The organism is Cyclobacterium sediminis (assembly GCF_054781075.1).
The window spans coordinates 106,956-121,131 of sequence record NZ_BAAGVC010000044.1 but is presented as its reverse complement, the minus strand read 5'-3'; the positions used below and the strand labels follow the sequence as shown (position 1 = coordinate 121,131).

General features: G+C 39.5%; 11 protein-coding genes and 1 riboswitch. Of the genes, 6 read left to right on the top strand and 5 right to left on the bottom strand.

All coding sequences use genetic code 11. From position 1 onward, the window contains the following. Window positions 1-6 precede the first annotated feature (6 nt). Window positions 7-2,112: a M28 family peptidase gene (locus tag ACYVHJ_RS22625; RefSeq protein ID WP_460519648.1), complete on the top strand. Its 2,106-nt coding sequence runs from the start codon at window positions 7-9 to the stop codon at window positions 2,110-2,112. Window positions 2,113-2,351: 239 nt separating this feature from the next. Here ACYVHJ_RS22625 and ACYVHJ_RS22620 read toward each other — a convergent pair whose 3' ends face one another. Genes ACYVHJ_RS22620 through ACYVHJ_RS22600 form a run of 5 tightly spaced genes read right to left on the bottom strand, consistent with a single transcriptional unit; the run spans window position 2,352 to window position 8,088 of the window. After that, window positions 2,352-3,542 carry a THUMP domain-containing class I SAM-dependent RNA methyltransferase gene (locus ACYVHJ_RS22620; protein ID WP_339903880.1) on the bottom strand — a complete coding sequence of 397 codons (1,191 nt, stop codon included), beginning with the start codon at window positions 3,540-3,542 and terminating at the stop codon, window positions 2,352-2,354. Between the two features lie 58 nt (window positions 3,543-3,600). Continuing rightward, window positions 3,601-4,779, bottom strand: coding sequence for an NTP transferase domain-containing protein (locus ACYVHJ_RS22615; protein ID WP_460519644.1), 1,179 nt, complete (start codon window positions 4,777-4,779; stop codon window positions 3,601-3,603). Then, window positions 4,763-5,248: a cyclic pyranopterin monophosphate synthase gene (moaC, locus tag ACYVHJ_RS22610; RefSeq protein WP_460519641.1), complete on the bottom strand. Its 486-nt coding sequence runs from the start codon at window positions 5,246-5,248 to the stop codon at window positions 4,763-4,765. Before moaC ends, ACYVHJ_RS22615 begins: the two co-directional genes overlap by 17 nt. A 16-nt stretch (window positions 5,249-5,264) precedes the next feature. Continuing rightward, complete coding sequence (locus ACYVHJ_RS22605; RefSeq protein WP_460519638.1) at window positions 5,265-6,413, bottom strand: cysteine desulfurase family protein; 1,149 nt, start codon at window positions 6,411-6,413, stop codon at window positions 5,265-5,267. 22 nt (window positions 6,414-6,435) lie between these two features. Next, window positions 6,436-8,088 (bottom strand): S8 family peptidase, encoded by a 1,653-nt coding sequence (locus tag ACYVHJ_RS22600; RefSeq protein WP_460519635.1) that lies wholly within the window; start codon window positions 8,086-8,088, stop codon window positions 6,436-6,438. 489 nt (window positions 8,089-8,577) lie between these two features. Then, a riboswitch (SAM riboswitch) is annotated at window positions 8,578-8,687 on the top strand. A gap of 183 nt (window positions 8,688-8,870) precedes the next feature. On the opposite strand from ACYVHJ_RS22600, the gene ACYVHJ_RS22595 reads away from it, so the two are divergent. The 5 genes from ACYVHJ_RS22595 to ACYVHJ_RS22575 all read left to right on the top strand — a co-directional run bounded on the left by ACYVHJ_RS22595 (window position 8,871) and on the right by ACYVHJ_RS22575 (window position 14,173). Next, window positions 8,871-10,175: an O-acetylhomoserine aminocarboxypropyltransferase/cysteine synthase family protein gene (locus tag ACYVHJ_RS22595; protein ID WP_460519632.1), complete on the top strand. Its 1,305-nt coding sequence runs from the start codon at window positions 8,871-8,873 to the stop codon at window positions 10,173-10,175. A 10-nt stretch (window positions 10,176-10,185) separates the two neighbouring features. Next, the gene (locus tag ACYVHJ_RS22590) at window positions 10,186-11,241 is read left to right on the top strand and encodes a homoserine O-acetyltransferase family protein (RefSeq protein WP_339904838.1); all 1,056 of its coding nucleotides are present in this window, start codon (window positions 10,186-10,188) and stop codon (window positions 11,239-11,241) included. A gap of 20 nt (window positions 11,242-11,261) precedes the next feature. Beyond that, window positions 11,262-11,651, top strand: coding sequence for a VOC family protein (locus ACYVHJ_RS22585; RefSeq protein ID WP_460520380.1), 390 nt, complete (start codon window positions 11,262-11,264; stop codon window positions 11,649-11,651). 134 nt (window positions 11,652-11,785) lie between these two features. Next, window positions 11,786-12,565, top strand: coding sequence for a glycerophosphodiester phosphodiesterase (locus ACYVHJ_RS22580; protein ID WP_339904839.1), 780 nt, complete (start codon window positions 11,786-11,788; stop codon window positions 12,563-12,565). After that, window positions 12,566-14,173 carry an alkaline phosphatase family protein gene (locus ACYVHJ_RS22575; RefSeq protein WP_460519627.1) on the top strand — a complete coding sequence of 536 codons (1,608 nt, stop codon included), beginning with the start codon at window positions 12,566-12,568 and terminating at the stop codon, window positions 14,171-14,173. Window positions 14,174-14,176: the final 3 nt, after the last annotated feature.

Below are 14,176 nucleotides of genomic sequence, written 5' to 3'. Positions count from 1 at the left end.
TTAAACATGAAGAAATTACTTTTAATTTATTTATTTCTAGGATTGACTTTTAACCTGCAGGCTCAAAGTCGCCTTGACGGTTTTTCAGAAAGTGAAAGCAAAACTCAGACTGACTTAGAGGATTTGTTTTTAAAAAAGGTGGATTTCCCAAGCTTTAAAAACCACCTCAAAACCATTACCGCCAACCCACACACCGCTGGTTCTAAAGCCAATGAAGAGGTAAGGGATTACCTTATCAATGTAATGGCAAAAGCCAACTTAGAAACCAAGTTATATCCTTATGATGTATATATTCCTAAAAACCCGGGTACTTCAACCGTAGAAATTGTAACCCCTAAGAGGCAGCCATTGAATCAGATGGAGGACATTATTCCTGATAACCCCTACTCCTCCCACCCTGATCTTGATAAAGGCTGGAATGCTTATTCAGGTTCAGGAGATGTCACCTCAGAGGTTGTTTACGCTAACTATGGAACCAAAGAAGATTTTGATAAACTGGAAGAGCTTGGGGTTAATATTCAAGGTAAAATTGTTTTAGCCAGATACGGGAGAAACTTCCGTGGATTTAAAGCAAAATATGCAGAACAATATGGTGCTGCCGGTGTCCTGATATACACAGACCCCAAAGACTATGGCTTCAGTAAAGGATTGGTTTACCCGGAAGGGAATAATTACAGTGAGAGTGCCATTCAAAGGGGTTCTGTTTTGACTGAAACCTTTATAGGCGACCCTCTGACACCCTTTGAACCTGCTTTGCCATTGGAGGGCAAGACTAAAGTAAAACGTCTTGATCCCAAAGAAACAAATTTACATACAATTCCTGTGACACCTATCGGCTATGGAGCTGCCAAAGAAATCATCGCTTTGATGAAAGGTAAGCCGGTGCCGAGCGGTTGGCAGGGAGGCCTCCCATTTACCTACAGATTAGATGGAGGACCGGCTTTAAAAGTTAGGTTAGCAGTATCTCAACCCAAGGAGATTGTCCGAATCAATAATGTAATAGGTACAGTAAAAGGTAGCATGTATCCTGAAGATTGGATCATATTAGGTTGCCATTACGATGCTTGGGCTTTTGGCACTACGGATCCTGGAAGCGGCACAGCCATGCTGTTAACCTTGTCTGAAGCATTGGGTAAGCTGGTAGAAGAAGGATTTAGCCCTAAAAGGTCAATAATGATTGCTCATTGGGATGGTGAAGAATATGGAGTCATTGGATCTACCGAATGGGTAGAGCAGATGAAAGAAGAACTGGGAAGCCAGGCCGTGGCCTATCTTAATTTTGATGGAGGGGTATCCGGAAGAAATTTTGGGGGAGCGGCTGCTCCAAGTTTGAAGAAAATAATGATGGATGCTGCCAAAAAAGTCACCTATCCCGACTCCTCCAAATCAGTGTTTGATAGCTGGTCCAAAGACGGTAAAAATCTTCCCATAGGTAATCTCGGCGGTGGATCAGACCATATAGGTTTTTATATGCATACAGGTGTACCTTCATTGAGTGGCGGTACAGGAGGGAAAACGCTTTATCATACCAATTACGATGATTTTAATTTCTATGAAAAGTTTATTGATCCAAGTTTGAAAATGGGAGGTGCAGTTGCTCAATGGGCAGGTATAATGTCTTTGAAACTGGCAAATGCCACTTTTATACCTTATGATACGCCCAGGTATGCAGAAGACTTGCGTAAACATTTCGCTACTGCTACCGGTAAAATCAAAACCTATTTCCCTGAATTTACCGGCTTTCGGCAATCTGAAGCTGCCATCCAATCCTTAGCTGAATCTACAAATTCACTCAGTCAATTTATGCCTCAAATACTAGACCAAGGCAAATTCAAGAAAAAAGAGTTAAAACAAATCAATTCGGCCCTAATTCAACTAGAAAAAAGTTTTATCTATAAGGAAGGAATGCCATTTGGACCTTGGTTTCTTTCATTATACGCTTCTTCTGATCCTTATAGTGGTTATGCATCTTGGATTCTTCCGGCTATTGAATATCAGATTGCAAACAGCAAAACCGAAAAATTGGAGCATTGGGATGAAGTATATGCCAAAGCCATTTTAGACTTGAATCAAAAGATTAAAGCCATCCATCAAAAATTAATCAGTCAATAAGCGAGCCTTTATTTCCTACCACCGTGTGGAAGGTCTATTCATAACATTAAAAAGCCGGAGTTGCAGCTATGGGCTAACAACTCCGGCTTTATTTCCGGTAAATGCCAAACACTAGCATTATTTTCTAAGACCTCCCTTTCAAAGCTTACTAAAGTACCAATATTAAAGGTCAAGCCATTGGACTTTGTGATAAGGTGATCTATCAAATTAGCATTAATGAAGCCAGATGGACTTATCGCCTAACTATTATTTTCAGGCTTTTTATAGGAAACCGTTTTTGATCCTTTATACAATTCAAACACAAGTAGTCTGCAGTCGATGGTTCCATTGTAAAATGGAATTCTCCTTTTAGGTTTCAATCCAATCCGCTTACCCAAATCAAGATTTCCTGTAAAAACCAAGCCTGTATAACCTGAACAGCGTTTTTTCATAAAATCACCAATTTCCCTGTAGGTCAATTCAAGTTCTTCTTCCTCTCCTAGCCTTTCGCCATACTCCGGGTTAAAAAAGACGGCTCCTTTGTCTGCTTCAGGTATGGTTGCTTCTCTAAAATCACAAACTTCAAACTGGATATATTCGGCAACTCCAGCTTCTCTAGCATTGGCCTTACTGGCATTTATGGCCCTTTCACTTATATCTGAAGCAATAATAGGAAAATCAGGAATTGGTTTTATTTTATCTTCCAAATCCTTCTTCAAACCATAATATACGCCGGCATCATATCCATTGATGTACATAAAGGCATAATCATCTCTAAATAAGCCGGGGTACCTATTGGTAGCCATTAAAGTGGCTTCTATGGCAACAGTCCCTGAACCACACATAGGATTGACAAAGGGACTGTTTTGATCCCAACCGGAAGCTACCAGAGAGGCAGCCGCAAGTGACTCCATCATGGGAGCACTTCCCGGTATTTTCCTATAACCATGTTTGATTAGGGTATCCCCTGAAGTGTTGATATAAATACTAGCTTGGTCTCCTTTCCAAAAAAACTGAAAAACAGCCTCATCTAAATTAGATCCTGAATCCGGTCTTTCGCCGAACTTGTTTCTAAACCTATCCGCAATAGCATCCTTTATTTTAACATTGACAAACAAGGGATTGTCAACAGTTTCATGCTTCACATTGCTTATAACTGAGAAATAACCATCTGTTTCTATATATTCTTCCCAGGGCAATTCATTGATAACCTTGTAAAGGTCTTTAATGTGATCTAAAGGAAAACTATGGATTTCGTACAACACATGACTGGCTGTTCTTAAGTGCATATTTAGAAAAATACAATCATTCAAGCTGCCTGTCAATGCAACATGAGTTCGAAAAACTCCATCGATTTTAAAATTCAAAGCCTGTAACTCTGCTTCTAAAAATGGCGCATTCCTGTCGTAACAAGTAATGACTATTCTTCCTTCCTTAGTAAAATCTATCATGGTGCAAATATACCTTTAAAAATTGGCATGGACCGAAATTCAAATGCCGCCTTAACCTTCAAATCTCTTCTTTTTTTAACGTTTTCAAAGCGGATGCATAGGCTTCTGGATCATTTACATTTTGGAATTCCCGTACATCCGGTGCCTGCAAAATTTCCACTTCTGAATTGATCAAAACTTTCCTTGGGCAACTGTATCCCTGACTCAAATACCTTAATAATACCGGGTAAGCCCTAGGCTCCCATATGGTAATTAGGGGTTCAGGGAACTTGCCATCTGAATCCAAAAATACTGTAGCTAATTTTGAAGGGTTTCTGTTTTTCAGCAGGAAGGCAATGGTTTCTTCGGTTAAAAAGGGTAAATCACATGCTACTGAAAGCCATGCCCCATCCGGATTGCCCATAAATGCAGACAAAATCCCTCCCATAGGCCCCAAACCTTCAATTTTGTCTTTGATGGTCAAATATTTTTCCTGAAGCCTTTCATGTTGTACTTCATTACAAGACAAGAATACTTTCTTACAATGTTTTTGCAACAAGTCGCTTACATGGTCTTTTTGGCTTTTGTCATGGTAAGTCAAGCCGGATTTATCTCTGTTCATCCGACTGCTTTTGCCACCTATCAATACCAAACCGTTTACTTCGGCACGATTTGCGTCTGTAAATTCTTTTATAAAAGACACGATTTTATCCACTTCAGCAATGTTAACCACTGGTAATTGTTCCCAATCATGGATATGTTCCTTTATATATTCCGGAATAATTGATTGCCCCTCTTGCAAAACCAGTAAGCGAACACGGGTGATTTTGCTAAGCTTTTTTTCCATTGGTTTTTTAGGATCAATCACCAATACCTGATCTTTGGCTTTAAAATGATTGGCATTGATTAAAACCAATTCTTGGTTATTTAGCCATTCACGTTGTTCAAAAACCGATACCTGTTCTTGTTTTCTATCTAACCTCTTGAATACGATCTTATCCCTAAGCTCTACCGCATCTGGAAACTGCATCAAGCTTTCTTTATCTCCCTTACCGGCAATCAACGCATCCCCTTCTTTGTGGTCAGCATCAACATAGGCTATTTTATAAGTTGAAGCCAATTGTTCGATTGCCATATGAGCTAATTTTTGGATGTTCCCGCAAGAAGTTCCTAAGAAGCCCAATTCAATTCGGCCATAATCCCCCATATCAGGCTTGGCCAAATGTACATGTTTTTGGTGTTTATCTTTTGAAGTCACTTTTACCTCCAGTTTTTTCTTCCAGTTTCAGTTCCTTAATTAAAATATCATGAGAAAAACCTTTGCACATATCATAGATGGTCAAAGCCGCTACAGAAGCGCCTGTCATGGCCTCCATTTCTACCCCGGTTTTCCCTGTGACCCGTGTACTGCAAGTAATTAAAATCTCCTCCTCCCCTATGGCCTCAATGGATACCTTACAATCATCCATGCCTAATGGATGGCAAAGCGGAATAAGTTCAGCTGTTTTTTTTGCTCCCATTGTGCCTGCAATTATCGCCGTTTGAAAAACCGGACCTTTCTTAGTTATCAATTCTGATTCATTATTAAGCGAACGCATGATTTCTTTTCCAAGTACCACCCTGCAGGAAGCTTTGGCAAAGCGCCGGGTAATTTTTTTTTCTCCTACATCCACCATCGCAGGATTTCCGGTAGTTTTGTCCAGGTGGGTAAAGTCTTTCTTTGTCATTTTAATAAATTAAAAATTATATAGAACGCAAATCTTCTATTACTTCACGGATGTATTCAATGGCAAATGCTACATCAGCCGCAGTAGTAAACCGGCCTAGTGAAAGACGTAAGGTGGCCATGGCCGAGCTTTGGTCCAAACCCATGGCGGTCAACACGTGAGAGGGTTTATCAGAGATGCTACTACAAGCAGCCCCGGAACTTACCGCCAATTTTTTATTTACCCTTATCAGCAAGGATTTGCCTGAGACCTGATTGAAAGAAACATTGCATACATGAGGAAGTCGATGGCTTCCTCCGTTTAGTTGGCAACCCTGAATTTGTAGTAAACCATTCTCTAATCCTTTCCTTAAATTAAAAAGCCTGCGGCTTTCCTCCTGCAAATCTTCTAGGCAGCGCTCAGCGGCTTTACCTAATCCTACAATTCCGGGCACATTTAGGGTTCCACTCCTACGGCCTCTTTCATGGCCGCCGCCCGTTATCTGGGCTTTTAATTTAATTTTAGGTAGCCCTTTCCTTATAAATAATGCTCCTACACCTTTTGGTGCATACATTTTATGACCTGAAAGTGCCAATCCATCCACTCCCAAACCCCTAACATCAACAGGGACCTTTCCAACGGTTTGTACTGCATCCGTTAAAAAGAGCGCCCCATGAGCTTTCGTTAGCGCTGCCATTTCTTTGATAGGGTGTAACTTTCCTGTTTCATTATTGGCCATCATGGCAACCACCATCAAGGTATTTTCTCTAAAACTTGACTTTAATTGGTCTAGAGAGATTTCCCCCTCAGCCCCTACAGGTAAACAGGTCAATTCAAATCCCTGGTCTGCCAAACTTTCCATCGTATCAAGTACAGCCTTGTGTTCTGTGGCGATGGTAATCAGGTGATTTTTTCCGGGGTCCGCCATCTGAGCCATGCCCTTTATTCCAAGGTTTAATGCTTCAGTGGCTCCACTCGTAAATATGATTTCATTTGCCTCTGCTCCAATTAATGTTGCCACTTGCTCTCTGGCAGTTTCCACGGCCTCTTCTGCCAACCAGCCATAAGGATGGTGGGTACTTGACGCATTGCCAAAAGTAGAGGTAAAGTAGGGTACTATGGCCTCTACCACCTCCGGAAAGCAAGGTGTGCTTGCATTGTAATCAAAATAAATGGGTAAATCCATCTACGAGGCTTTAATATACAGACTATTGTGCCAATTCTTCTGCCATTTTAATGGCTTGATAAGCATTTACAATCCCACCGGTTTGGCTCAAATCTCCAAAACCCACCAATTCTTCTTTTCCCGGTTGATGTACTTTGTCATCACCAACCTTATAAACAGAGCTTGTAAGAATTTTACGTACTTCTTTTGGTTTGAGGTCCGGATAGTAAGCAAGCAAAAGAGCTGCTACACCGGCCACTGTTGGGGCTGCCATGCTTGTACCACTATTGTTTTCATAACCTGAATCAGGAATGGTAGAATAAATATCTACCCCCGGTGCAAATAAGTCTACTCCTTCTTTACTAAAATTTGAAAAATCCGCTGCAAGATTTTCATCCTCTCTAGGTCCTGAAGCCCCTACTTCTATCCAAGCATCAGACACTCCTCTTTTGGCAAACCACCTGTTAGGGAAGTTATTTCCAGGAGTGACTTCCTTTGAGCTATTTCCTGCTGCGTGAATCAATAATACACCTTTCCTCTCTGCGTACTTGACTGCCTTGTCCACATATTTTTTACCGGGAGAATAAGATTTACCAAAGCTCATATTAATGACGTTTGCACCATTGTCTACCGCATATCTAATAGAGTTGGCAATATCCTTATCCCTTTCATCTCCATTCGGCACCGCCCTTATAGCCATGATCAATACATGGTCTGCTATCCCCTCAATTCCTAAATCATTTCCTCTGTTGGCTGCAATGATACCGGCAACATGAGTTCCATGGGAAGGATCAGGACCTGTTGGGTCATTGTTTCCATAATACTTTTCCTTGTAGTTATCCGGGTCATCCCCAACAATTCCTCTAGGATCAAAGTCTGTATTGTAAGCATACTTAGCCTGCACTTCAAAATGCTTGACGGCTTTACCCAATTCTGCAAGGATGGTATTAATACTTGCGTCTTCAAGCCTTATCATGCCAAACATTTGATTAAGCATGTCAATGGCCGCAGTAATTTTTTCATCATCTGACTCAAAATTTGCCAAGTCCTCAAGACTAAAATCTGTTACTTCAAATTCTTCCTTCACCAAATCTGCCATGTTTGAGAAACCTTCCATCATGTTATTGTACATGTTGTAATTTGATGCTGCTTTATCTTTGGCCTCTTCAAAGTTTTTACTGACTTTTTCCCAATATTCAAACTCATCCCTGTTCTTTCGCTTCACATCTTCCTTATCCAAGTCTCCGTAAATGGCCTTTAACCTTACGTATTCTCTAGTCAATTCATGAGAATCATTGTCTACCTGCGAACCATCGGCTCCTCCAATAAAATTCCAGCCATGTACATCATCTACATAGCCGTTATTATCATCATCAATACCATTTCCGGCAATTTCATCCTCATTGATCCATATTTTACCCTGAAGATCTTCATGATCTATGTCGATTCCGGAATCAATAACCGCTACCACGATTGTAGTTTTTGGAGATTTCCCCTGTAGTAATTTTTCATAGGCTTTTTCTGTACCGGTACCCATAATCCCATCATCTATAGGATCCAGTAAAAACCAGTTATCAGGCGTTTTAAGGCTATCTTTTAAATAGACCTCACCTGAAAATGCATAAATAGACCCATAACCACTGAGAAAAATTCCCAGTAAAAATGCACAAAAACACGTTTTGAAATTTCTTTCCATAGAATTTGAAATGTATATATAAATTTAAAAGGCATGCTTTACGATCACCCGCTCTAAAAACCAAGAATGTAAGGTACCAAAGATTAAGTTTGTTACAAATTTCAAAAACTTTTACGGTAAGATTATCCTTTTGTTGGTTTATTTTGAAGCTGGACATTAAAACCTGCCCATTTACTTGACAATACATGCAACGAAATAAACCTAGAACCGTTTGTTAAAAAACTTTAAAACAAGTCAGATAACAGAGTTAAAATTATTATCAACTTCTTATTATTTATTTGAATAAATGGAAGGAAGCATTTCCAACACATTGAGTCATTTGATAAATTGTTTTTCTTTTAAATAATAGTACGGTAGTAAAAGCACTGCTAATTCACTGATTATTTGACTTGTTTGCATTTAAAAAGAAAAAATCATTGACAACTATTGGAAAATTTGACAATGTGGCTTTATTTTGTACAATCCTTTTACTTTTTCTGAAGTAGTTAGGATTTATATAGAAGAGGCAAGAGACAGGCTCGTTGACCCTCTGGCAACCTGGAAAATCCAAGGTGCCAATTCCTGCCAGATGAAATTGGTTACATCTGGGAATATAAATTCAAAACTTATATATGAGCTCCATACACCATTCAATAAAGGATAGAAACCCCAGAAGCTTTCAACAGACATTTTATTTCTATTTTAATAGAAATACTAATCGGCACAATGGTGTTTGGTGTATACTGGCATTTCTTCATGATAAACTTAATCAGAATTGATAACAAACCTAAAACATAAAAAACATGTCTAAAAATTATCGTTTCGAAACATTGCAAGTCCACGGTGGACAAGAAGCAGACCCATCTACCAATTCTAGAGCTGTTCCTATTTATCAAACCACCTCTTATGTATTCAATTCTGCAGAACATGGTGCCAATTTATTTGCCTTAAAAGAATTTGGAAACATCTATACCAGGATAATGAACCCAACCTCAGATGTATTTGAGAAAAGGGTGGCAGCATTAGAAGGTGGTGTTGCAGCAGTGGCTACAGCTTCTGGCCAAGCCGCACAATTTTTAGCTTTAAACAACTTCCTAAGCGTAGGCGATAACTTTGTTACCTCTCCATTTCTTTATGGCGGATCTTACAATCAATTTAAGGTTTCTTTTAAAAGAATAGGTATTGAAGCCAGATTTGCTAAATCCGACAAGGCAGATGATCTGGCTGCAGAAATCAATGATAAAACCAAAGCCATCTATGTGGAGACAATTGGAAACCCTGAATTCAACGTTCCGGATTTTGAAGCAATTGCTGCATTGGCTAAAAAACATGATATTCCTTTAGTAGTTGACAATACCTTTGGTGCCGGAGGATATCTATGTCAGCCCATCAAGCATGGTGCTAATATTGTAACCTCTTCTGCAACCAAATGGATAGGTGGCCATGGTACTTCTATTGGTGGCATAATCGTAGATGGAGGAAATTACAATTGGGGTAATGGTAAATTTCCACAATTCTCTGAACCTTCTGAAGGATACCATGGACTTAATTTCTGGGAAACTTTTGGCGATAATAATCCCTTAGGCATGCCAAATATTGCCTTCGCTATCCGAGTAAGGGTAGAAGGTCTAAGAGATTTTGGTCCTGCCATCAGTCCATTCAACTCTTTCCAACTGCTTCAGGGATTAGAAACCCTTTCTCTTCGTGTTCAAAGAACTGTAGATAATGCCTTGGAATTGGCGAAATGGTTGGAAGCACACCCTAAAGTGAAATCAGTTAATTACCCGGGCTTAACTAATAGCCCTTATCACGAAACGGCGAAAAAATACCTTACGAATGGATTTGGGGGAGTCTTAAGCTTTGAAATTGTAGGGGAAAAAGAAACAGCTTCCAATTTTATTAATAATCTGGAATTAATCTCACATGTGGCCAATGTAGGTGATGCCAAAACTTTGATCATTCAACCTTCAGCCACTACTCATCAGCAACTTTCTGATGACGCCCAATTAGCCGCCGGGGTAACGCCAACATTGTTAAGACTTTCTTCAGGTATAGAACACATTGAAGATGTGAAAGCCGACCTATCGGCCGCTTTCGACAAAATTTAAAATTATTAAAATGAACCTTCAATCGCCGCATTTGACTATTGAAATGACCCAGGAGATTTTCTATTGCCAGGAAGCATTACTTTTGGAGTCCGGAGAATCAATTCCGGAGTTTCAATTGAGTTTTACGACCCAAGGCCAATTAAACGCAAACAAAGACAATGTTATTTGGGTCCTGCATGCCTTAACCGGTGATGCCAACCCTCATGAATGGTGGTCAGGATTAATTGGAGAGGACAAGTTTTTTGATCCTTCCAAATATTTCATTGTCTGTGCCAATTTTCTTGGTTCCTGTTATGGCTCTACCCAACCTTTAAGCAATAACCCTAAAAGTGGGGATCCTTATTATTATGACTTTCCCAATATTACCACGAGGGATATTGCAGCGGGATTGGATAAATTAAGAATACACCTGGGATTGGAAAAAATCAATACGGTAATTGGAGGTTCTTTAGGTGGTCAAGTAGGTTTAGAATGGGCAGTTTCATTAGGAGACAAGCTTGAGAATGCCATAATCGTGGCTTCCAATGCCAAGGCTTCTCCTTGGATTATTGGTTTTAATGAAACCCAAAGGATGGCCATAGAATCGGATAGCTCTTGGGGAAAACCACATCCTGAAGCTGGCAAGAAAGGCCTGGAAACAGCTAGGGCCATAGGCATGTTGAGTTATAGACATCCCATGACTTTCCTGCAAAACCAAAGCGAAACAGAGGAGAAAAGGGATGATTTTAAAATAAGCAGTTACCTAAGGTACCAAGGGCTAAAATTGGCCAATCGATTTAATGCGCTGTCTTATTGGATTCTATCCAAAGCCATGGACAGCCACGACATCGGAAGAAGGCGAGGTGGAACACCCGTTGCCCTTTCAAAAATTAAATGTAAAGTACTTTCAATTGGAGTTGATACGGATATCTTATTTACAAGTGAAGAATCCAGATATATCAGCAAACATGTACCAAAAGGAACCTACAGGGAAATATCCTCAATATATGGGCATGATGCCTTCCTTATAGAATACGAGCAATTGCAATACATTTTAAAATCATTTTACTTAGAAAATAACGGTTAGTCAAAGATTCACTTGGAATGATCTCATACACCAGGATAAAGGAAACATGTCTCTACGTAGATGATTTAGATCTAGCTGAAAGGTTTTATCATCAAATATTAGAAATGCCATTAATTTCTAAAGAGGATCAGAGACATGTTTTTTTCAGATGTGGAGACAGTGTCTTGCTTTGCTTCTTACCTGAAATAACTAAGCATGACAGCAATTTGCCGCCACATTTTGCCTATGGCAAGCAGCACATTGCTTTTGAAGTGGAACATAAAGATTATTTAGAGATTAAGAAAAAATTAAGTGACAAGGGTATAACCATTACCCATCAACAGGAATGGAAAAAAGACATCAGCAGTTTTTATTTTGAAGATCCTTTCGGACATGTCTTAGAGATTGTCCCTACAGGCATGTGGGACTAATATTTTTTGCTAATTTCAATTAATGCCAACTTTTTAATACAAACTCCATATTATTTTAATGATAAATTTTATTGAAGGGTTGTGGATTGCATTAACTTTTAGAATATTGCAATAAAAACAATAACTACAATTAGATGTCAAAATATTTTCTATTGATTATAGGCATATGTGCATGCCTTTTTTCTTGCACCAACCAAAGTATGGAGTTTAATAACAACCAAGTAATCGCCCACAGAGGGGCTTGGAAAACTAGCCCTCATCCTCAAAATTCTCTGGCTTCACTGCAGGAGGCTTTTGACTTGGGCTGCACCGGATCAGAGTTCGATGTCTGGATGACTTCAGACGGAATCCTGGTAGTAAACCATGATGCAGACCACCATGGAATGGAAATAGAGGAAACCACCTATGCTGAGCTTTTGGAAAAACCTTTGCCTAATGGGGAAAAAATTCCTACCGTAGAAGAGTATTTAACCTATGGTATGAAACAGAATAAAACCAAGCTCATCTTTGAGATAAAGCCTTCGAGAGTATCTAAAGAAAGAGGAATTGAATTGGCAGAAAAATCTGTCGCCATTGTTAAAAAATTAGGCGCTGAAAAATGGGTAGATTATATCACTTTTGGTTATGAAATGGGACTAAAAGTTATCTCTTTGGACCCCGAGGCAAATGTAGCCTACCTTACGGGTGACAAAACGCCCCAAGAGCTAAAAGATGACGGTTTTTTTGGCTTCGATTATAATATCAAAAAAGTGAAAGAAAACCCTCAATGGATCAAAGAAGCCCAGGACCTTGGTTTAACTGTTAATGTCTGGACGGTCAACAAGGAAGATGATATGAAATGGTTAATGGATCAAAATGTGGAATTTATTTCTACTGACGAACCTGAATTATTATTTTCTCTTATCAACCAATAAATGAAACTTATCAGTAGATTACCTGGTATTTTTTTCTTGTTAACAGTTGCTTCGATTATTGGCTTTTCCTGTAGCGAACCCGAACAGTCTACTCAGAAGGTTAAACATATCATTTTAATCGGGCTGGATGCATTCGGATCGAGAGGTTTCCAGAAGGCTTCTACTCCCAATATGAATAAGATGACGGAAAACGGAGCCATGGCTCCGTTTTCTCGTTGTTTACTCCCAACCAACAGTTCTCCAAACTGGACAGCAATGCTTACCGGTGTGGGGCCATTGCAACACGGCGTTTATGACAATGATTGGGAAAGGGACAAGGAGAAATGGCCTCCCGTTTTAACTACTGACGAGGGGGTTTACCCAAGTTTAATTAACTGGGTAAAGGAACAAATTCCATCTTCCAAAGTTCATTTTTTCTATGAGTGGGAAGGCTTGGCCAGACTGTTTGATCTAAATCAAGTAGACCAAGTGTATCGAGGAAAAAAGGGGGATGACGTTTTTGAAAAAGCAGTGAATGCATTTTTTGATGACAAACCTGATTTTCTATTCTTAAACATTGATGAGATTGACCATTTTGGACACCATGATGGACATGATTCTGAAGCTTATTTTAATGCTATCACGCACTACGACAGCCTAATTGGCCGTTTCATTCAGCAACTTGAGCAGGAAGGGCTGATGGAAGAAACTTTATTGATGATTACCGGTGACCACGGTGGCATCAATAAAGGACATGGAGGCACTTCTTTAAATGAATTAGAAATACCTATCATCATGTATGGAGCCGGAGTAAAAAAAGGGTTGATCATAGACAAGCCATGCTATATTTATGACGTTCCGGTAACCTTGGCCTACGCCATAGGCATAACTCCTCCCAGTGCAGGGATTGGCAGACCCATTCTTGAAGCCTTTGAAAAAAATAGTACCTCAGCTCCATATGTGCCTATGCCTTTGGTTGCCCCTATTTCAGGTTTGTATTCACAGCCCCCTATTTCAGTGGAAATAAAGGTAGATGATGCAACGGCGGAAATTTTCTATTCCTTAGACGGATCCATACCTACTAAAGAAACAGGTATAAGATACGACAAGCCTATTCAAATTCTCAACAACACCATTGTTACGGCATTAACCTATAAAAGTGGAACTTATAGCCGCCCTGAAATCAACCAATACAGAATAGGGAATGACGAAGAAGGTAAAATATTTTGGGATTATTATGAAGGAAATTTCACTCAACTCCCCGATTTTACAGGTTTGAAAGCTATAAAATCAGGGAAAAGTAAAGAATTTAGCCTGAAGCATATCTCCCACCGATCCGATCATTTTGCCATTCGGTTTAAAAGCACTTTGTCTCTTCCCGGTTCAGGTAAATATACCTTTTATACCCAATCAGATGATGGAAGTAAAGTTTTAATAGATGGTGAGGTACTTGTAGACCATGATGGCTCTCATTCCAGTAGTTTAAAAAGCAACCATATTGAGTTGGAAGAAGGCCTTCATTCCATTGAGGTTTTGTACTTCGATGACATTTCCGGGGAAGAACTAGAAATATACATTGAAGGTCCAAATATCCCCAAACAAATAATTACGGACAAGTTTATTCAATAGGTT

Excerpts from the sequence above, each read along its gene's own strand:
- ACYVHJ_RS22625 (WP_460519648.1), top strand. The coding sequence starts at position 7 with ATGAAGAAATTACTTTTAATTTATTTATTTCTAGGATTGACTTTTAAC.
- ACYVHJ_RS22620 (WP_339903880.1), bottom strand. The coding sequence starts at position 3,542 with ATGATAGATTTTACTAAGGAAGGAAGAATAGTCATTACTTGTTACGAC.
- moaC (WP_460519641.1), bottom strand. The coding sequence starts at position 5,248 with ATGACAAAGAAAGACTTTACCCACCTGGACAAAACTACCGGAAATCCT.
- ACYVHJ_RS22605 (WP_460519638.1), bottom strand. The coding sequence starts at position 6,413 with ATGGATTTACCCATTTATTTTGATTACAATGCAAGCACACCTTGCTTT.
- ACYVHJ_RS22600 (WP_460519635.1), bottom strand. The coding sequence starts at position 8,088 with ATGGAAAGAAATTTCAAAACGTGTTTTTGTGCATTTTTACTGGGAATT.
- ACYVHJ_RS22595 (WP_460519632.1), top strand. The coding sequence starts at position 8,871 with ATGTCTAAAAATTATCGTTTCGAAACATTGCAAGTCCACGGTGGACAA.
- ACYVHJ_RS22590 (WP_339904838.1), top strand. The coding sequence starts at position 10,186 with ATGAACCTTCAATCGCCGCATTTGACTATTGAAATGACCCAGGAGATT.
- ACYVHJ_RS22580 (WP_339904839.1), top strand. The coding sequence starts at position 11,786 with ATGTCAAAATATTTTCTATTGATTATAGGCATATGTGCATGCCTTTTT.
- ACYVHJ_RS22575 (WP_460519627.1), top strand. The coding sequence starts at position 12,566 with ATGAAACTTATCAGTAGATTACCTGGTATTTTTTTCTTGTTAACAGTT.